The sequence below is a fragment of the Janthinobacterium sp. PSRC1-1 genome (assembly GCF_049897525.1).
GTDB lineage: Bacteria > Pseudomonadota > Gammaproteobacteria > Burkholderiales > Burkholderiaceae_D > Janthinobacterium > Janthinobacterium tructae.
Genome location: NZ_JAFCWK010000007.1, coordinates 264,318 through 282,761, shown reverse-complemented (window position 1 = coordinate 282,761; position 18,444 = coordinate 264,318). Strand labels below are relative to the sequence as shown.

At 62.8% G+C, this 18,444-nt stretch carries 19 protein-coding genes; 7 read left to right on the top strand and 12 right to left on the bottom strand.

Going from position 1 to position 18,444, the window contains the following annotated elements; all coding sequences use genetic code 11:
• Window positions 1-6: 6 nt before the first annotated feature.
• From ACP7DW_RS17635 to ACP7DW_RS17590, 10 genes are all read right to left on the bottom strand, one after another.
• A complete protein-coding gene (locus tag ACP7DW_RS17635) occupies window positions 7-1,194 on the bottom strand; it encodes a flagellar hook-length control protein FliK (RefSeq protein WP_426055970.1) in 1,188 nt (395 codons plus the stop codon).
• The gene (locus ACP7DW_RS17630) at window positions 1,191-1,499 is read right to left on the bottom strand and encodes a hypothetical protein (RefSeq protein WP_426055969.1); all 309 of its coding nucleotides are present in this window, start codon (window positions 1,497-1,499) and stop codon (window positions 1,191-1,193) included. Before ACP7DW_RS17630 ends, ACP7DW_RS17635 begins: the two co-directional genes overlap by 4 nt.
• The gene (gene fliS, locus ACP7DW_RS17625) at window positions 1,492-1,878 is read right to left on the bottom strand and encodes a flagellar export chaperone FliS (protein WP_373629684.1); all 387 of its coding nucleotides are present in this window, start codon (window positions 1,876-1,878) and stop codon (window positions 1,492-1,494) included. The genes ACP7DW_RS17630 and fliS overlap by 8 nt, the downstream gene beginning before the upstream one ends.
• A gap of 72 nt (window positions 1,879-1,950) precedes the next feature.
• Window positions 1,951-3,366, bottom strand: coding sequence for a flagellar filament capping protein FliD (gene fliD / locus ACP7DW_RS17620; RefSeq protein ID WP_426055968.1), 1,416 nt, complete (start codon window positions 3,364-3,366; stop codon window positions 1,951-1,953).
• 86 nt (window positions 3,367-3,452) lie between these two features.
• Window positions 3,453-3,890, bottom strand: a complete 438-nt coding sequence (locus tag ACP7DW_RS17615) for a flagellar export protein FliJ (protein WP_426055967.1) — start codon at window positions 3,888-3,890, stop codon at window positions 3,453-3,455.
• An 8-nt stretch (window positions 3,891-3,898) separates the two neighbouring features.
• Window positions 3,899-5,209, bottom strand: coding sequence for a flagellar protein export ATPase FliI (fliI, locus tag ACP7DW_RS17610; RefSeq protein WP_282409128.1), 1,311 nt, complete (start codon window positions 5,207-5,209; stop codon window positions 3,899-3,901).
• Window positions 5,206-5,895 carry a flagellar assembly protein FliH gene (gene fliH / locus ACP7DW_RS17605; RefSeq protein ID WP_426055966.1) on the bottom strand — a complete coding sequence of 230 codons (690 nt, stop codon included), beginning with the start codon at window positions 5,893-5,895 and terminating at the stop codon, window positions 5,206-5,208. The genes fliI and fliH overlap by 4 nt, the downstream gene beginning before the upstream one ends.
• Window positions 5,892-6,935, bottom strand: coding sequence for a flagellar motor switch protein FliG (locus tag ACP7DW_RS17600; protein ID WP_099759564.1), 1,044 nt, complete (start codon window positions 6,933-6,935; stop codon window positions 5,892-5,894). The genes fliH and ACP7DW_RS17600 overlap by 4 nt, the downstream gene beginning before the upstream one ends.
• Window positions 6,910-8,646 (bottom strand): flagellar basal-body MS-ring/collar protein FliF, encoded by a 1,737-nt coding sequence (gene fliF, locus ACP7DW_RS17595; protein ID WP_426055965.1) that lies wholly within the window; start codon window positions 8,644-8,646, stop codon window positions 6,910-6,912. The genes ACP7DW_RS17600 and fliF overlap by 26 nt, the downstream gene beginning before the upstream one ends.
• Window positions 8,647-8,706: 60 nt before the next feature.
• On the bottom strand, window positions 8,707-9,045 hold the full coding sequence (locus ACP7DW_RS17590; RefSeq protein ID WP_426055964.1) for a flagellar hook-basal body complex protein FliE: 339 nt from the start codon (window positions 9,043-9,045) through the stop codon (window positions 8,707-8,709).
• A gap of 551 nt (window positions 9,046-9,596) precedes the next feature.
• Between ACP7DW_RS17590 and ACP7DW_RS17585 the strand changes: the two genes are divergently transcribed.
• Genes ACP7DW_RS17585 through ACP7DW_RS17555 form a run of 7 tightly spaced genes read left to right on the top strand, consistent with a single transcriptional unit; the run spans window position 9,597 to window position 15,911 of the window.
• On the top strand, window positions 9,597-10,475 hold the full coding sequence (locus ACP7DW_RS17585; RefSeq protein WP_426055963.1) for a FliM/FliN family flagellar motor switch protein: 879 nt from the start codon (window positions 9,597-9,599) through the stop codon (window positions 10,473-10,475).
• A 1-nt stretch (window position 10,476) separates the two neighbouring features.
• Window positions 10,477-10,842: a FliM/FliN family flagellar motor switch protein gene (locus ACP7DW_RS17580; protein WP_426055962.1), complete on the top strand. Its 366-nt coding sequence runs from the start codon at window positions 10,477-10,479 to the stop codon at window positions 10,840-10,842.
• Window positions 10,839-11,609 (top strand): flagellar type III secretion system pore protein FliP, encoded by a 771-nt coding sequence (gene fliP / locus ACP7DW_RS17575; protein WP_426055961.1) that lies wholly within the window; start codon window positions 10,839-10,841, stop codon window positions 11,607-11,609. The genes ACP7DW_RS17580 and fliP overlap by 4 nt, the downstream gene beginning before the upstream one ends.
• Window positions 11,610-11,612: 3 nt before the next feature.
• The gene (locus ACP7DW_RS17570; RefSeq protein WP_034757874.1) at window positions 11,613-11,885 is read left to right on the top strand and encodes a flagellar biosynthetic protein FliQ; all 273 of its coding nucleotides are present in this window, start codon (window positions 11,613-11,615) and stop codon (window positions 11,883-11,885) included.
• Between the two features lie 12 nt (window positions 11,886-11,897).
• Window positions 11,898-12,695, top strand: coding sequence for a flagellar biosynthetic protein FliR (locus ACP7DW_RS17565; RefSeq protein WP_426055960.1), 798 nt, complete (start codon window positions 11,898-11,900; stop codon window positions 12,693-12,695).
• Entirely contained in the window at window positions 12,688-13,827 is a 1,140-nt protein-coding gene (locus tag ACP7DW_RS17560) for an EscU/YscU/HrcU family type III secretion system export apparatus switch protein (protein ID WP_426055958.1), read from the top strand. The genes ACP7DW_RS17565 and ACP7DW_RS17560 overlap by 8 nt, the downstream gene beginning before the upstream one ends.
• A complete protein-coding gene (locus ACP7DW_RS17555) occupies window positions 13,824-15,911 on the top strand; it encodes a flagellar biosynthesis protein FlhA (RefSeq protein WP_426055957.1) in 2,088 nt (695 codons plus the stop codon). The genes ACP7DW_RS17560 and ACP7DW_RS17555 overlap by 4 nt, the downstream gene beginning before the upstream one ends.
• Window positions 15,912-16,019: 108 nt before the next feature.
• On the opposite strand, the gene ACP7DW_RS17550 is transcribed toward ACP7DW_RS17555, so the two are convergent.
• Window positions 16,020-17,117 (bottom strand): hypothetical protein, encoded by a 1,098-nt coding sequence (locus ACP7DW_RS17550; RefSeq protein WP_426055956.1) that lies wholly within the window; start codon window positions 17,115-17,117, stop codon window positions 16,020-16,022.
• A gap of 98 nt (window positions 17,118-17,215) precedes the next feature.
• Complete coding sequence (locus ACP7DW_RS17545) at window positions 17,216-18,397, bottom strand: flagellin (protein ID WP_426055955.1); 1,182 nt, start codon at window positions 18,395-18,397, stop codon at window positions 17,216-17,218.
• Between the last annotated feature and the right edge of the window lie 47 nt (window positions 18,398-18,444).

Genomic DNA, 18,444 nt, shown 5'->3' with positions numbered 1-18,444 from the left:
TATTCATCAGGCAGTATCTCGCTCATGCATGGCGTAAGTGGTGGTGGCAGTGCTGCCGTCGGACAGGGCATGCCCCGGCTCGGCGTCGTCGTTCTGACGGCCGGGCTGACGCTGACCACGTGCATCGCCTTCGGCAAACGCCTGGGCGGCAGGGCTGCGCGGGGTGGCGCTGATAGTCACGGCCACGTCGGTGTACTGGCGCTGTGCCAGGTCGCTGCGCATGTTTTCGCCTATGCCTTGCAACTGGCGCAACACTTCCGAGTTCGACGCCGTGACGTTCACTTGCAGCGCGCCGGCCGTGTGGCGGATGGAAATCTCAATGCGGCCCAGCATGGGCGGATCGAGGCGGATCGTCGCGTGTTCGCTGTTGCGGCCGATCTGTGTCTGCAGGCGTTCGCCCAGCGCTTCGCGCAACGGTTCCTGCCATTGCTGGGCAGGGCCGTTGAGTTTGATCGTCTCGGCGCCCGGCGTTGCAGCGGGGCCATTGTGCACGCCGCCTGCCGGGCCCGGGCTGACGGGCGTGGCAGCACCGCGCTCGCCATCGCGCGTGGCGGCGGGCGCCGCTGCCGCTGCTGCGGAAGTGGCCGTCATGGCCGGCGCCGCATCGAAGCCGGCCGCTGGCAGCGCGGTTTTGCTGCCGGCCGCAGAGGCTGGTGTTGGCTGGGCTGCCGCCACCGGTTCGCCCAGATCGCGCGCAGGCGCCATCCTGGCGGTCTGCACATTGAAAGCAAGGCCATCGGGATGCAGGCGGCTGTTCAGGTCCAGGGGCTGCTGTGCATTGCCTTGTTGCGTAGCCGCTACGTCAGCGTTTCCCTTGGCTGCGGCTGCGGCTGCGGCTGCGGCAGCGTCGGCTTGAGGCGAGACGGGGAGCATGGGCGCCATCAGCGGTGGCGTCATGGCGGGCAGGCCCGCGTCCTGCGTTGTCGCCGCCTGAGTGATGTCGGCAGGGACGTCGTTGTCGGCAGGGACGTCGGTGGCGGGGGCGCCATCGTCCGTCAGGTTCGCGGCAAGGTCTTGCGCCAGGGCGGCATCGCTGGCGAGCGTTCCCTGCGCTGGCGCCGGCAGGGAGAACAGGAGGTTGCGCGCTGTGTCACTCTCGGGCGCGCTCTTGCTCACGGACGCGTTAACGCCCGCCTCGGCGCTCCTCGGTGGCGTGATCGCGCTGCTCGTTGTTGTGTTGAAGCTCATTTTCATGCTGGATTCTCATCTTGATACATGGCATTTTCAATCGCATACGCGACCCAGCCTTCCTGTTTCGAATGGATTTCGCCCAACTGCATGCCCAGCCGATGTTTTTCGTCGGAACACGCCTGGTATGCCTGCGCATGCGCCTTGCGCAAGGCGAGCAGGGCGGCTTTTTCACGTTCGCTCAATAGGTCCAGGCTGGCAAGGTGCTGCGCCAGTTTTCTGTCGAGTAACTCCAGCGCGTCCCAGTTCTGGCTGGCACTGGCCGCCAGCACTTCGCGCGTCAGCTGGAGCGACAAGGGGGTGCTATCCATTCTTGGCCTGGACGCCGAGCCAGCCTTGTTTGATCGTCGTCAACAGCGTGGTCACCTCGTCGATCAGGGCAGGATCGAGCGTGATGCCGGCCGAATACAGGCGGCCGGTGCAGTACTCGTACAGACGGCCCAGATTGGCGACGACTTCGCCGCCATTCTCGAAATCGAGCGAGCTCGACAGTCCGTTGATGATTTCCGTACATTTGTTCAGGCTGATGGCCTTTTGTTCATAGCGCTTGCCGACGATATGTCCGCGCGCGCGCGCCAGTTCTTCCAGCAAGCCGTCGGTGAGCAGCAAGACCAGTTCGACCGGGGTGGCGCGCGACGTCTGCGCATCCAGGTTGACGGCGTGGTAATTACTGTATGCATCGTGATTCATTATTTTTTCTCACTGTAAAAGCTTGGTGCGGCTGGAAGGCCGGCGCCGCCGTCATGCAGACGGCGCCGGCCTCTATTTAGTCTTGTCGCTGCTGAACAGGGCATCGAACATATCGGTCGTTTGCGCCATGCGCGCCTGCAACGATTGCAGTTGGGTGAACTGCGCCTTGTAGCGGTTGTACATCGCCGTGTAGTCGGCCTCGAACTTGGTCTGGCGTTCGCCCAGCGATTTTTGCAGCTTGGCCACCGATGTCTCGCGCTGCGACAGCTGGCCATTGGCCGAAGTCCAGGTTTCGATGAATTTATCGAGCTTGCCGGCGATGCCGCTCGGCGCGCTGGCGGAATTGTTGCCGATTGCCTTGTCCAGGCCGCCCGGATTCGTCTTCAGCGCTGCCGTCAGCTTGGTGGCATCGAGGGCCAGCGTGCCGTTGCGCTGAGCGGTGATGCCGAAATTGGCGAGGGCGCCCGTCGCCGTTTCGCGCAAGGTGCGCACCAGCTGGTCACGCAGCACGCGCACGCCGCTGTCGGACGAAAAGACGCCGGCCGCCTTGGCCGATGCCGGATCGCCCGGGTCGGTCAAACCGTCCAGCACGGCCTTGAGCTTGTTGTAGGCAGTCACAAAGCTTTGCGCATTGGTCGTCGTGGCGGACGAATCGAGCGCCACGGTCAGGGTCATCGGCGCGTCGCCGCTCGCCTGCGCCTTGGTGAAGGTCATCTTCACGCCATCGATGTTGCTGAAGGTATTCGACGATTGCTTGACGCGGTTGCTGGTGTCGAGCGGATCGGCAGGCTTGCCGCCGACCCAGATGACGGCATCCTGGGCAGCGACCAGCTGCTTGGGCGCGACATCGAGCGCATCTTTCAGCGCGCCCGGGTCCATCGCGCTCGTATCGAGCGACAGCGCGCCTTCCTCGCCGCTGACATTCGACGTCAGCACCAGCTGGGCGATACCGCCGATGGTGATGACGGACGCCGTCACGCGCGAGTTGTTCTTCGGTTCCGCATTGATGGCGGCGGCGATATCCTTGGCTGACAGGGTGGCGCTGTCGGCATCCGTATTGGCCTTGCTCAAGTCCACCGTGAAATCGGTATTGTTGGCCAGCTTGATTTTCAGCGTGCCTTTGTCGGCAGCCGGCATGGCCATGTTGCTCAGCCCGCCCAGCGAAACCTGATTGTTTGTGGCAACCTTTTCCACGAATAGCGAATACGTGCCGGCGGCAGCCGATTCCGACGCCGTGGCGCTGCCCAGCGCCGTATTGCTGAAGGTGGCGCCTTGCACGAGCATGGTCTTGCCACTCGTCAGGCTCAGCAAGCTGGAGCTGAAGGAGGTCAAGGCCATCTTCAGGTTCACCAAACCACCCGAAGTGGCCGTGGCGGCCTTGGTCTGGGCAGTGATGCGCGCCTGCAGATCGGCCGTGTATTTGTCGGTCAATGCCTGGGCCGACGCCGTCGGGTCGTAGGTATTCGAAGCGGAAGTGGAAAAGGCCATGTCAAACTCCTAAAATTAGCATGCAGGATATACCCAATGACAAGGCGACCAAATATTCACTTTTCTGAAATTATTTCTGTAAAACATTATTTTACCTGCCCGCGGAACCAGAACTGCGTCGCCAGCTCATCTTGCCGCTTGGCATCGACACGTTGTTGCTCATTTGCAACATGCTTTTGTTTTTGCGTCAACACCTGGTCCAGCACCTCGCGTTTCGCCCAGGCCGTATTCAGGGCGCGCTGCGAGACGGCCATGTTGGCCTCGTGCAGGTGCAAATCGGTGCGGTGCTGGTCAGCCATCTGCATGACCGCTTGCTTGAAGTTGCCGCAATTGACGGACAGGGCCAGGGGTAGGGCGCCGCTGGGGCCGCTATCCGTGTACAGGCCCGTCAGGCGTTCCAGGTTTTTCTGGTAGCGTTCGCGCACGGCCGTCTGCGCCGCCATTTCGCCTTGCAGGCGTTCCACTTCCGTGCTGCGCAGGCCGACCAGGGTGGTCAGGTTGCGGATGGTATGCGCGTCGTTCACATATGCTCCTAGGCCATGATCTGTTCAAGTTGGGCGATGCACGGCCCCATAGGCGCCTCTTCCTTGGTGCCCTGGCACAGGAAGGCCTCGATGGGGGCGTGCAACTGCACCGCGCGGTCGGTGATCGGATCGGCGCCCGGCACGTAGGCGCCCAGCGGGATCAGGTCGCGCACGCGCGCATGGCGCGCCATCGACGCTTTCAGCGCGCGCGCCGCCTGCATGTGCTCGGGCGTGATCACCTGCGCCATGCAGCGGCTGATCGAGGCGGCGATGTCGATGGCGGGGTAGTGGCCCCGCTCGGCCAGTTCGCGCGTGAGCACGATGTGGCCGTCGAGAATCGCGCGCGCCGTGTCGACCACCGGGTCTTGCTGGTCGTCGCCTTCGGCCAGCACCGTGTAGATGGCGCTCATGCTGCCATCCTGGTGGGCGCCGTTGCCGGCGCTCTCGACCAGTTGCGGCAAATTGGAAAAGACGGACGGCGGATAGCCGCGCGTGGCGGGTGGCTCGCCCAGGGCCAGCGCCACTTCGCGCAAGGCCATGGCATAGCGCGTCAGCGAGTCGACCAGCAGCAGCACGTGCTTGCCCTGGTCGCGGTAATGCGCGGCAATCGAGTGGCACAGCTCAGTGGCCATGATGCGCATCAACGGCGACTCGTCGGCCGGCGCGATCACCAGCACGGCTTTCTTCAAGCCTTCGGCGCCGAGCGACTTTTCCACGAATTCGCGCACTTCGCGGCCCCGTTCGCCGATCAGGCCGACGACGACCACATCGGCCACCGTCTGGCGCGTGATCAGGCCCAGCAGCACGCTCTTGCCGACGCCGGAACCGGCCATCAGGCCCACGCGCTGTCCCTTGCCCAGGGTCAGCATGCTGTTAATCGCCCGCACGCCCACGTCCAGCGGTTCGATGACGGGCTGTTTCTTCAGGGGGTTGATTTTCGGCGGCGTCACTTCCAGGATGTGTTCGCCGCCGAGGCGGCCCAGGTCGTCGATCGGCTCGCCCAGGCCATTGACCATGCGGCCCAGCCACGAGGGGCCGATCTGCAGGCTGGCCTTGTCGGGCAGGGGCAGCACGCGCGCGCCGGTGGTCAGACCCGTGGCCTTCTTGAACGGCATTAAATATGACAGTTTTTCGCGGAAGCCGACGACTTGCGCATCGAGCCACTCGCCGCTCACAGTTTCAATTTGACAACGCTGGCCCGTGTGCAGCCGGCAGCCGGCGCTTTCCAGCAGCAGGCCGGAGGCGCCGACCAGGCGGCCGGTCGGTGTCGCGACCGGGATATCGCCGATCTCGAAGCTGCGCAGCGTGTCGGCGATCATGCAGGCGCGCCCTGGTCCGCATGTTCGGCGGCCAGCGCCAGATGGCTGCTGACCTGTTCCATGCAGGCCGACAGGCGCTGGTGGCAGCCGGCGTCGACTTCATTGTCGCCCGCCTTGATGCGGCATTCGCCCGCGTCGAGGCGCGCGTCGGCGATCAGGTTCCAGCGCTTGGCGCGCTTAGGATCGAGTTCGCTGATGCGTTTGAGTTCTTCCGGATTGAGGAAGACGTCGATTTCCTCGCGCGTGGGCGGCATCGAGGCCAGGGTCTCGTCGACCAGGGCCAGCAATTGCACCGGCTGCAGCGCCAGTTCCGCGCGGATCACCTGGCGCGCCACCTTGGCCACCAGGTCGACCACTTCCTTGCGCTGCGCTTCGCGGTAATCGGCGCGCACTTTTTTCAGGTCGCGCAAGATGGCGTCGACGGGGCGCGCCAGGCGGTCCAGCGCCACCAGGGTTTCATTGCGGCCGTCTTCGCGGCCTTGCACCAAGCCGTCGCTGCGTCCGGTGTCGTAGCCGTCCTGCTGGCCTTGCACCAGGCCCACTTCGTAGCCATCGCGCTGGCCCTGCTCGAAGCCTTCCGAGACGGACGCCTGCCACTGGCCATCCGTATCCTCGTTGGAGGCACGCTGGCCGGCGGCGATGAATTGCGACAGGGGCGGGAAACGATACGAGCGGAAGTGTTTCATTCGATCACCGCTTCGGCAAACAATTGCACTTCGATCTCGCCCGCATCGGCGAGGCCCTTGACGGTGGCCATGATTTCCTGGCGCGTCTGTTCGATACGCGAGAGCGGCACGGGGCCGGAACGGCGCATCATGTCTTCGAAGCTCTGTGCCTGGCGACGCGGCATGGTTTTCAGCACGGCGTCGCGGATCGCCGGTTCCGCGCCCTTCAGCGCGATGGCCCACTGTTCCATCGGCACGTCTTCCAGGATGCGCGTGAGCGTGACATCGCTTTGCGTGGACAGGATCAGGAAGTCGTACATGCTCAGTTCGATTTCCGAGACCACGTCCGGGTCGTGCGCGCGCAGCAGTTCGACCAGCGCGGCGCGGTTGCCCGGCATGCGGTTGAGGATTTCGGCTGCCTGGCGTATGCCTTCGACGCTGGTGCTTTGCGTGTCGAGCGTGCCCAGGCAGCGGCCGACCAGTTCATCGAGCTCGACCAGCAGGTCGCGGTCGATCTCGTCCAGGCGCGCCAGGTTCAGCAAGACCAGGTCGCGGCCTTCGACGGGCAGGGCGTCAAGGATCTGGCCGGCCAGCGCGGGCGGCAAAAAGGCCAGGAACACGGCTTGCATCTGCACGTGCTCGTTGACGATGTATTCGGCCAGCCATTTTGGCGAGGCCCACTGCAGGCGCGCCATTTTGGGGCGGATGGCGTCGCCGTAAATGTTGTTCAGCACGCTATTTGCGATATCGCTGCCCAGCGCCAGGTCCAGCGAGCGCTTCAGGTAGCTGCGCGAGGCGCCGTGCACGCCGCTCTGCTGGCGGTAGTCGTCGAAGAAGGTCTGCATGGCCGTTTTGACGGATTCGACCTTGATGCCGCTCATGCGCGACATCACTTGCGTGACTTCCAGCAATTCTTCGCGCGACAGGCAGCGCAGCACGTTGGCTGCCTGCTCCTCGCCTATGCTCAGCAGCACGATGGCGGCCTGCTCCACGGGATTCAGGCTGGCGCTTTCGTACTCGGCACCGTCGGAGGGATTATTGTTGTTGTTGAGTTCGGCCATTTTTCTGCATCCATTGTTTGACGACTTCGGCGACACGCTCGGGTTCTTTTTCAGCCAGCACTTTCAGGTGATCGACCATCACGTCGACCGCCGAGCCTGGTGGCGGCAAATCATAGTTTTCCAGCAGCGGCACGACCGGCATGCTGCCAGCGCCGGTCGCCTCGCCTTCGAGCGCCAGCGGGCTGCCATTCACGCCCAGTGCCGGCGCGCCAGCGGCGGCCACGCCAGGCGTGCCGGCGGCGCTGCTGCCGGCCAGTGCCACGGCGGGATCGAGCTGTTTCAGTGGCGGCGGCGCCATGCGCGTGGTCAGCAAACGCATCAGCGGACGCAGGATCAGGAAGTAGCCGAGCACAGCGCCCAGGGCGTACAGCAGCCAGCTGCTGAAATCGACGACGGTATCGCGCTCTTCCCACCACTGCGCCACAGGCGGCTTGGCAGGGAAGGCCAGCGCAGTCAGGCTCAGGCTGTCGCCGCGCTGGGCGTTGATGCCCAGGCCGCTGTTGAGCATTTTTTCAATATTGCCCAGTTCAGCAGGGGTCCAGCCGGTTTTCGGATTCGGTGCGGCGGCGCTGTTGAGCACGACGGCCACGCTGAGTTTTTCCAGGCGGCCACGGCTGCGCTTGATCTGCGTGATGCTGCGGTCATACGCGTACTGGCGCGTGGTGGCGTTCTTGCGCGCAGTGCCGTCGTCGGCCGCTCTCGGTGCGCCATTGGCCGGCGCGGCGCCTGCGGCGTCAGCCGGTGCCGGCACGGCGGCCGCTGGTGGGCGGTTCGACAGGCTGCCGGGAACGCCGGCCACGGTGCGGTTGCGTTCCTGCTCTTCGCGCATCGCTTCGCTGGTCACTTTCGGGGCTTCGCCGTATTTTTCCAGCGTTTCGTCCACACGGTCGTTGTTCACGGCGGCCGTCACGCTGAGCTTGAAGTTGTCTTCGCCGATCACGGGACCGAGCAGGCCCGTGACGTTGCGGCGGATTTCATCCTGGAAGCGCTTCGCGCCTTCATTGCCAGCGGCCGAGGCGTCGAAGCCGTCCGTCAGGTCGACGTGCGAAGACAGCAGGTTGCCGCCCTGGTCGACCAGGCTCACGCGCGTAGGCGCCAGGCTGGCGACGCTGCCGGCCACCATGTTGATGACGGCGGCGATCTGTTCCGGCGCCAGGGTGCGGCCCGGTTTCAGCGCCACCACCACGGAGGCCGACGATTTGTCGCCGTCGCTGGCGACAAACGAGGTCGACTTGGCAATCGACAGATGGACGCGCGCCGAAGCGATCGCGTCCATCGTCATGATGCTTTGCGCCAACTCGCCTTCCAGGCCGCGGCGGAAACGCACGTCCTGCACGAATTGCGATACACCCAGCGGGTCATTCTTGTCCATCAGCTCGAGGCCGGCCGGCAGCTGCGCCGTCACGCCCTTCGAGGCGAGCAGCATGCGCACCTTGCCCAGCATGGCATCGGGCACCAGCACCTGGCCACTGTCCGGATGCAAGCGGTAGGGGATGTGCTCGGCGTCCAGCGTGGCCATCATGTCCGTCACGGCCACTTTTTCGCGCGCGCCAAACACCGGCTTGTAGTTGGCCTGGTCGCGCCAGGCATACATGGTCACCATGGCGGTGATGCCGATGGCCAGCACGACGATGGGAACCAGGTTTTTCAGCAGGGCGGGCGGGATGGCGGGCTGGGCACCAAGGCGCCAGCGCGCAAATGCGGACTTCATGGGGGTAATCACTTGGGGTAACTTTCGCTGGGAGGCTGGGCGTGGATCAGGGCGTGAAGATTACAGAGGCAGTTTGATGAGTTCGTCGACGGCGCCCATGACCTTGTTGCGCACCTGCATCAACATGGAGAAGGACAGGCTCGCTTCCTGGCTGGCCAGCATGGCGCCGACCATGTCGTCACTCTTGCCACTGTCGACGTCGCTCATTTTCTGCGCTGCCATGCGGTCATCGCCATTCACCTTGCCGATGGCGTCTTTCATGCTTTGCGCGAAGGAGAAGCCGGATGGTTCCGGCGTGCCGAACTGGGCGGCGGGCGCGATGCTGGCGCCCAGGGCGTGCGCGTCATTGCTCAGTGCTGCCAGATCGGCCTTGATCAGACCTACGAGTTCGTTGCTCATCTTGCCCTCTACTTTCAATATGCGGTGACGTATCAATCAGAATTACTGGTGTTGCCAATCCGGCAGTCGTGCATATCAATGCCATCCTGCCCGGCCCGATCCGCAAGGCCCATCAGTTTTATCAGTTGCCACACCATCCGCTAAAGCAGACTCAAACAAACCCGGTAAATCCACTGTGAGATGATTTACATGGCCATGACAACCAATACTTATCTGATAAAAGTTTCTGCTGGTGGCAATAGGAAGAAATGAAAACTGCCATAAAAACCGGAATCAGGTAAGCGGAATGGCGCACTGCAAATCACTATTTTGTCACTATAAGCTTACCTCGCGGCAACTATAAAGTAAAGAGAGGATTGGCTCAAGGAATATTGATGCATGGCAATATTCAGCGTTTTCCTGTATTGTTCAGCACCGTAGTCATCTAGCATGCGATACGATGCGCAATCGTTTGCTTGCGCACCTGTCGGCAAAGCCAAGATGATGCTGTATTTAATTTCGGGCGATCCGTATAATTTGTTCTGCCACCGCAATACCGACATGACTACTACATGACAATCATTACCAAGACAGATCAAACTGTGCGCCATCAAGTCCTCGATTCCTGTCTGCTTGGACGTCCTGTCCATTTGCTGCATGTCTTCGGCGCCCAGCTGCGCGACGACCTGGCCGTGGCCCTGCGCCAGCCGATGAGCCGTCGCTACTGGGGTAATTTCCAGATTGGCGCGGTGACGTTGTCGCGCGCGGAAAACGAGGACAGCGTGAATCGCTGGCTGAGTTTTTCCACGCCGGCCGGACAGACGGGCTTTACGCTCGAACGGCAGATATTATTGAGTGTGTTGAACTATCGTTACGGTAGTGCCGGCGCCAAGGGCGTGCTGCCCGATCCCGCACAGGTGCGCGTGACGGCCACCGAGGAGCGCCTCGCTGTGGTGCTGGGACAACAGTTGGTGAACAGCTTGTTTACCCGCATCCACAAGAATCTGCAAAGCGTGGGCAAAAGCAGCGACATCGACACCAGTGCCGAGGTCGCCGTGCAGTCGGGCGTGCATCCGGCGCGCGGCAGCTGGATCGTCAGCGTGGCGCTCAGCGACGTCGAGGCGGGGCAAAGCGGCCACTTCTGGTTCTCGCTGGACAAGCGCCTGATGGCCGACGTGCTGCGCGGCTTGCTGCCCGAGCGCGCGCAGGCGAAGAAAGCCTTGCGTGGCAGCGTGCGCCCGCTCGCTTCGCGCCTGCAAGTGACCCTGGAAGGGCGGCTCGTCAGCAAGCAGGTGCAACTGGGCGCCTTGTTCGACCTGCGCGTGGGCGACGTGATTCCCGTCAGCCTGAGCCGCACCGACGTCATGCTCGACGATTCCCGTTTATTTACAGCGGCTGTTTCCGAACACAAGGGCAAGCTCTGTTTAACCTCATTTGAAGATGTCGAATAATATGAATATCACCGATACCAACCAGAGCGAAACCCTGCTGGAAGACCTGGGCGATGACATGATCATCGACCAGGGCGACGTCTCCGACGTGGCCAGCACCCGCGCGCGGCGCGACATTCCGCAGATGATGCGCAAGATCCCCGTCACCCTGACGCTGGAAGTGGGCTCGGCCCGCATTTCGCTGGAAGAACTGATGGCCATCGGCCCGGACAGCGTGATTGAGCTCGACATGCTGGCCGGCGAACCGCTGGTGATCAAGGTCAACGGCACGCCGATCGGTCGTGCCGAAGTGGTGGTGGCCGGCGAGAACTATGGCCTGAAAGTCATTGACCTCGACGGTCTTAATCTCGACCTGATGACAGCATGAAGCTGGCGGTACCCGGTTTGAGCCGGCGCCGCGGCGCGCTGGCTGCCGCGCTGGCTGTCCCCATTCTGATGCTGTGCTGCAGTGCCGCCGGGGCGCAGGATTTGTTGTCCGGCGTGGTGCCGGGCGCGAAGACCGACCTGTCGGTGAAGATGCAGATCCTCGTCGTCATGACCCTGCTCGGGCTGCTGCCCGTGATGGTCATGATGATGACCAGCTTTACCCGTTTCGTCATCGTGCTGTCCCTGCTGCGCCAGGCCTTGGGCCTGCAGCAGGGTTTGCCCAACCGTATCGTCACCGGCATCGCCCTGATTCTCACCCTGCTGGTCATGCGCCCCATCGGCGAGCAGGTGTGGAAGGACGCGTTCGTGCCCTACGACCGCGACCAGATCGGCATGCAGGAAGCGCTGAAGATCGCCGAAGTGCCGATTTCGCGCTTCATGCTGGCGCAGACGAGCAAGGCCGCGCTGGCGCAGATCGCGCACCTGGCCGGTGAGCCGTCGAGCATGCGCCCGCAAGACCACAGTTTCACGGTCAAGCTGGCGGCGTTTGTGTTGTCCGAACTCAAGACGGCGTTCCAGATCGGCTGCATGCTGTTCATACCGTTCCTCATCATCGACCTGGTGGTGGCGTCCGTGCTGATGGCGATGGGCATGATGATGCTCTCGCCGCTGGTCATTTCGCTGCCGTTCAAGCTGCTGCTGTTCGTGCTGGTCGACGGCTGGACCCTGACCGTCAACACCCTCGTTACCAGCATACAGGGCTATTGAGCGATGTTTACCCCTGAAGTCGCCGTCGACCTGATCATCGAAGCGTTGCATGTCGTCATGCTGCTGGTGGTGATCCTGGTCGTGCCAGGTTTGCTCATGGGCTTGCTGGTCGCGCTGGTGCAGGCGGCCACCTCGATCAATGAACAGACCATGAGTTTCCTGCCGCGCCTGCTGGTCACCCTGTTGGCGCTGATCCTGGCCGGACGCTGGATGGCCGGTTACCTGATGGATTATTGCGTGTCCATTTTTCAGCGCGCGGCCACCCTGGTCGGATAGCGCCGCGCGCCCATGGATCAGATTTTCAATCAGGTGCTGCCGTTTCTGCTGGCCGTATGGTGGCCGTTCTGCCGCATCCTGGCCATGCTCAGCGCCTCGCCCGTGATCGGCGACGGCGCCGTGCCCGTCACCGTGCGCATCCTGCTGTCGCTGGTGCTGGCGATCCTGATGCTGCCCGTGATGCAGGCCTCGGGCATCTCGCAGGACTTGTTGAAAATCGATCCGTTTTCGCTGTACGCCATCGTCGCCACCCTGGAGCAGGCCGTCATCGGTTTCGTCCTCGGCCTGGCCTTCCACTTCGCCATGTCGGTGATGTCGGTGCTCGGCTACCTGGTGTCGAGCCAGGTGGGCTTTTCCATGGCCGTCATGAACGATCCGCTCAACGGCACCTCGTCGGACGTGATCACGGGCCTGCTCACCATCATGTGCATGATCGTGTTTTTTGCCATCGACGGCCATCTGGTGCTGACGGGCGTGATCGGCGCCAGTTTCAAGGCCTGGCCCGTGGGGCAGGGCTATGCCCCGCTGCTGCTGCAGACGGTGGCCTACAACGTGGCGTGGATCTTCGCCGCCGCCATGCTGCTGGCCTTGCCCATCGTTTTTTCCACCATGGTGGTGCAGCTGGGCTTCGGCTTCCTGAACCGCGTGGCGCCATCGCTGAATCTGTTTTCGCTGGGTTTTTCCATGATCACCGTGTTCGGCCTGCTGATGCTGGCGCAGATCGTGCGCTTTATTCCCGAGCACTACATCGCCATGACGAATCGCGTGCTCGATATGATCGCCGAACAGATGCGGGTGGCCCATGGCTGACAATAGCACCGGCGACAAGACCGAAAAGGCGTCACAGCAAAAGCTGAAGAAGTCGCGCCAGGAAGGGCAGGTGGTGCGCTCGCGCGACCTGTCGACGGCGCTGGGCATCCTGATCAGCATGAAGCTGTTCGTGTTTCTGCTGCCTTCTTATCTGGATACCTTCCGCGGACTGTTCGCCATGGCTTTCATGCCGCTCGACAGCAAGGGCGCGCTCGACAATGCCATGTCGATGGCGTTTACCACCTCGGTGGGCTTGCTGATCAAGATGATCGTGCCGCTGTTTTGCGTGCCCCTGTTTGTCGTGCTCGGCTCCCTGATCCCCGGCGGCTGGGTCATCAGCGGGAAGAACTGGATGCCGAAGATGGAGCGCCTGAGCCCGGCCAAGAATCTGGGCCGCCTGGTGTCGCCCAAGCATGGCTTTGAATTCGGCCTGTCCATCGCCAAGGCCGGCGTGCTGGGCATGGTGATCGTGCATGTCTGCCGTTCCAGCCTGACGCAGTACGTGGACTTGCAACACCGGCCCCTGCAGCAAGCCATGCTCGATGGCTCGGCGCTGATGCTCGACGGCTTGATGGCCCTCATTTCCGTCTTCATCCTGTTTGCCATCATCGACGTGCCGGCGCAGGCGTTCTTTTTTGCCCGCGACCAGCGCATGAGCAAGCAGGACGTCAAGGAAGAGCATAAAAGCAGCGAAGGCCGGCCCGAAGTGCGCCAGCGCATCCGCCAGTTGCAGCAGCAGATCGGCCGGCGCAGCGTGCGCAAGACCGTGCCCGATGCGGACGTGGTGATCGTCAACCCCGAGCATTACGCCGTTGCCTTGAAGTATGACCAGGACCGCGCCGAGGCGCCGTTTGTCGTTGCCAAGGGCGTCGACGAGATGGCGCTGTATATCCGGCAAGTGGCGAAAGAACATCATATTGAAACGCTGGAGTTGCCGCCGCTGGCGCGCGCCATCTACAACACCAGCCAGGTACAGCAGCAGATTCCCGTGCAGCTGTACCAGGCCGTGTCGCAGGTGCTCAACTACATACTGCAACTGAAAGCATTCCGGGCTGGGCAGCGTGCTGCCCAGCCCGTATTACCCACCGAGATGGCCGTGCCATCTCATTTGAGCGAGGTAGTCCCTTCATGAATTTCCTGAACCGAGTGGTTGCCGAAATGCGCCGCCACAAGTTCGCCACGCCGCTGTTCCTGCTGGTGATCCTGGCAATGATCATCCTGCCGCTGCCGCCGGTGCTGCTCGATATCTTGTTCACTTTCAATATCGTGCTGGCCCTGATCGTCATCCTGGTCAGCGTGTCGGCCAAGCGACCGCTCGATTTCTCCGTCTTCCCGACGGTGATCCTGGCCACCACCATGCTCAGGCTGACGTTGAACGTGGCGTCGACGCGCGTGGTGTTGCTGCACGGCCATACGGGCGCGGACGCGGCCGGTAAGGTGATCGAGGCCTTCGGTAACGTCGTGATCGGAGGTAACTTCGTCGTCGGTATCGTGGTCTTCGTGATCTTGATGATCATCAACTTCGCCGTCGTCACCAAGGGTGCCGAGCGTATTTCCGAAGTGTCCGCGCGCTTTACCCTCGATGCCTTGCCGGGCAAGCAGATGGCCATCGACGCCGACCTGAACGCCGGCCTGATCAACCAGGAAAAAGCCCAGATCCGCCGCAAGGACGTGGCCGCTGAAGCCGATTTCTATGGCGCCATGGACGGCGCGTCGAAGTTCGTGCGCGGCGATGCCGTCGCCAGTATTTTGATCCTGATCATCAACATGGTCGGCGGCGTGGCCATCGGCTCGCTGATGCACGACCTGTCGTTCGGCGATGCTTTCCGTCAATACGCACTGCTGACCATCGGTGATGGCCTGGTGGCGCAGATCCCGGCGCTGCTGCTGTCGGCCGCGGCCGCCATCCTGGTGACCCGTATCAGCGATTCGGGCGACTTCGAACAGCAAGTGGCGGGTCAGGTGCTGACGTCGCCAACGGTGATCTTCAGCGCGTCCGGCATGATGGTGGCACTGGCCTTGATCCCGGGCATGCCGTGGTTCATGTTCATGACCTTTGCCGGCGTGCTGGCCTTCGTGGCCTGGCGTCTGACCAAGCGCGTGAAGGGGCCCGATACGGCCGGCATGGCGGCCATCGAGGCGGCCTTGCGCGAGGACAAGCCTGCCGAGATGGAGTGGCAGCAACTGCCTGCCGTGCAACCGCTGATGGTGATGCTCGGCTATAAACTGGTGGGCATGGTGGATAAGACACAAGGCGAACCCTTGACCAAGCGCGTCAAGGGCGTGCGCCAGAGCCTGTCCGAAGCGATGGGCTTGCTGCTGCCGAACATCGGCGTGCGCGACGACCTGGCCCTGAAGCCGTCGCAGTATGCCATCGTGCTGTCGGGCACCGTGGTGGCGCAGGCGGAAGTGCAGGCCGACCGGCTGATGGCGATCCCGTCGCCGAACGTGTATGGCCAGCTCGATGGCATTCCCGGCATCGAACCGGCCTACGGCATGCCCGTCACCTGGATCGAGCCCGGAGAGAAGGCGCATGCGCTGGGCCTCGGTTACCAGGTCATCGAGGCGCCCAGCGTGATCGCCACGCACTTGTCGAAGATGGTGCGCGAATACTTGCCGGAACTGTTCCGCCATGAAGACGTCTCGAACATGATGGAGCGCCTGACGGCCCTGTCGCCCAAGCTGGCCGGCGCGCTGGACAAGGCCCTCACGCACACGCAAATGCTGCGCGTGTTCCGCGTCTTGCTGGCAGAAAACGTGTCACTGAAGGATATCGTGCCCATCGCCACCACCTTGCTCGACAGTTCGGAAACCACCAAGGATCCGATCCTGCTGGCGGCCGAAGTGCGCTGCGCGCTGCGGCGCCAGATCGTCAGCGGCCTGTTTGGGCAGAAGATGGAAATGCAGGCGTTTAACCTCGGTGGCGAGCTGGAAAACATGCTGCTCGGTTCGCTGAACCAGGCGCGCCAGTCGGGCAAGGTGACCCTGGATAATTACCCGATCGACCCGCACCTGCTGTCGCAACTGCAGGTGAACATGCCGGTGGCGCGCGAGCAGATGAAGCAGCAGGCCACGCCGCCGCTGCTGCTGGTGCTGCCGCAGATCCGTCCGCTGCTGGCCCGCTATGCGCGCCTGTTCGCGCCGGGCCTGCATGTACTGTCGTATAACGAAATCCCGGAAAACCGCGAAGTGAGCATCATCGGCACGGTGGGGTAAGCGGTGGAATAAACAAGAAACGGCGCATCGGGCGCCGTTTTTTTATGCTGCATCAATCCTGCTGTATCAATTCTGTTGTATCAATCTTGCCGTATCAATTCTGTTGCTTCAATCCTGCTCGTCGATCGGTGGCAGCAGCTCGTGCTCCTGGCCGTCGGCCAGCAGCACGGTGCGGCCTTGCGCCGTTTCTTCCTCATCGCCATAGTCGTAACCGAGCGGCGCCGCCACTTCCTTCGAGACGATGATGGGCTCCTCTTCGGCGTCGGCGGCGTGTGCCGCGGGCGCTTCGGGATCGGCCGCCACTTCCGCTTCCGGCTGCGTCAGCAGCAGCGCCACTTCGGCCATGGCGCGGAACAGGGACAGCGACAGCGAGGCGGCGCCCGCCTGCATCGGGTAATTGCCATGCACGCGCTGCGCGTGCAGCTGGCGGTTCAGGCGGCAGCGCAGCACGCGCAGGCCCGCGCGCCGCACGGCGGCGGCAATCTCGGGCAGGGCCAGGCGCAAGTGGCGCAGCGCGGCTTCCTCGTCGGCCGCCAGTTCCAGCAGCACGCCGTCGCCGGACGGTTCCATCTGGATCACCACCCGGCCGATGCCGGCAATCCGCAGTTCGACGCGCAGCGCCACCTTGCCGCGCCGCTTGGGCGTTGCCTCTTCGTCTTCGTCGCTGGCCAGCACGCGCAGCAGCAGGCGCTGGCCGCCCCAGCCATACACGGCAAAGCGCCACGCTTCGCTGTCGACCGTCAACGGTGGACGGGCACCTTCGCGCAGCAGGGCCGGTTGCTGCTCGGCCATAAACAGATTGCCCGGCACATGCTGGCCGCGCGCCTGTTCCTGCAGGGCGGCATATTGCTCGCCATACGTCTTGACCATCACGCGCCACGAGGCGGCCAGCTGCGCCGCGTCGGGCGGTTGCCAGACCAGCTGGCGCGTGAAGAACAGTTGATTGACCTGCATGGCACTGCTGTCGCGCGGCATGGCGCCGCCCGTTCCATCGGCATTCGGTTTGATCAGGGATGCCAGGCTGTCCTGGCCTTTTTGCGCCAACTGCGCGGGCAGGGTGCCGGCGTCGGGCGCGGGCGCCATGTAGGGGCCGATGGGCACCAGCGGCTGCACCACGCCCGGTGTCATCGGCGTAGCAGGGCTGACGTCGAAGCGCTGGGTAATCAGGGGCAGGGGATTGCCTGCGGACACACGCTCTATCGCCATTGCTGCTCCTCCCGCATGGGATGAATAAAAAAAAGCCAACTGCTTGCGCAGTTGGCTCTGGTCGGCCTGACCTGAGCCAGGTCAGGACGCGCTTACTATTATTGCAGCAGGGACATGACCATCGAGGACATGCTGTTGCTTTGTTTCAGCATGGCGGTACCAGCTTGCAGCAGCATTTGCGAAGCGGTCATGTTCGAGCTTTCGGTCGCGAAGTCGGTGTCCATGATGCGGCCCGTTGCGCCGGCGGTGTTGGTGCTGACGTTGGCCAGGTTGGTGGCAACGTGGTCCAGACGGTTACCAGCGGCGCCCAGTGCCGAACGGGTGGTGCCGACAGCGTCGATGGCCGCTTGCAGTTTGTCGATGGAAGCCGAGGCAGAGCCTTTGGTCGTCAGTTCCACGCCTGGGCCAGCTGCGGCCGCGCCAAAGGTGTTGTATTCGCTTGTCGCACCGGAGATAGCTGTGTGCATCGCGCCCAGTTGCGACGACAGGTCAAAGCTCATCGATTCGCTGGTCGAGGCGCCGATCTGGAAGTCCAGGTTGGCGCCGAATTTGCCGTCGCCCGAGCCGGCAGGACCGCTGTTGAAGCTTGTGTTTGCCAAATTTTCGAACGCGGTCGAGGCGGCCAATTTGGCGACGGCGATAGCGTTGGCTTTGTTTGCGTCAGCACTGGTTTTTGCCGCGTTCGTCAGAGCTGTGGCGAGGCCTGCGTTGCTTGGATCTGCGGTGTAAGAGACTTGCGCGGCTGCCAGTGCAGATGTGGCGGCATATGCAGTGCCCGACGTGCCGGTATTGGTCGTGCCAACAGCGCTTGTGTCGAGATTTTTTGCCAGCAAGGCAGCCGCGGCGTCACTTGCGGTAGCCTGCTTCGACATCAGCTTGGCGCCAGCGAACGAGGTATTACCCAGAACGTTGCTCAGTTCGTTGGTCAGCGTATCGAATTCAGCTTGCATGGCTTTTTGATCGTCAACAGTCGACGAACCATCGGCCGCTTGCGTGGCCAGATCCTTCATGCGGACCAGGATGTTGACGGTTTCACCCAGCGCGCCGTCGGCGGTCTGGATCATCGAGGTGGCGTTTTGCGTGTTGCGCATGGCCATGGCCATACCGCTGGTTTGTGCTTTCAGGCGGGTTGCGATTTGCAGGCCGGCAGCGTCGTCCATTGCCGAATTGATGCGGAAGCCGGTGGAGAGGCGCGTCATCGAGGTCGACAGCGATTGCTGGGTTTTCGAGATCGAATTCTGTGCGGACAAGGCCGCGGAGTTGGTGTGAAGGCTCAGCATGAAAGATACTCCAGTTAGTTGGTTGCGTTTCGGAGCAGCATTTTTGC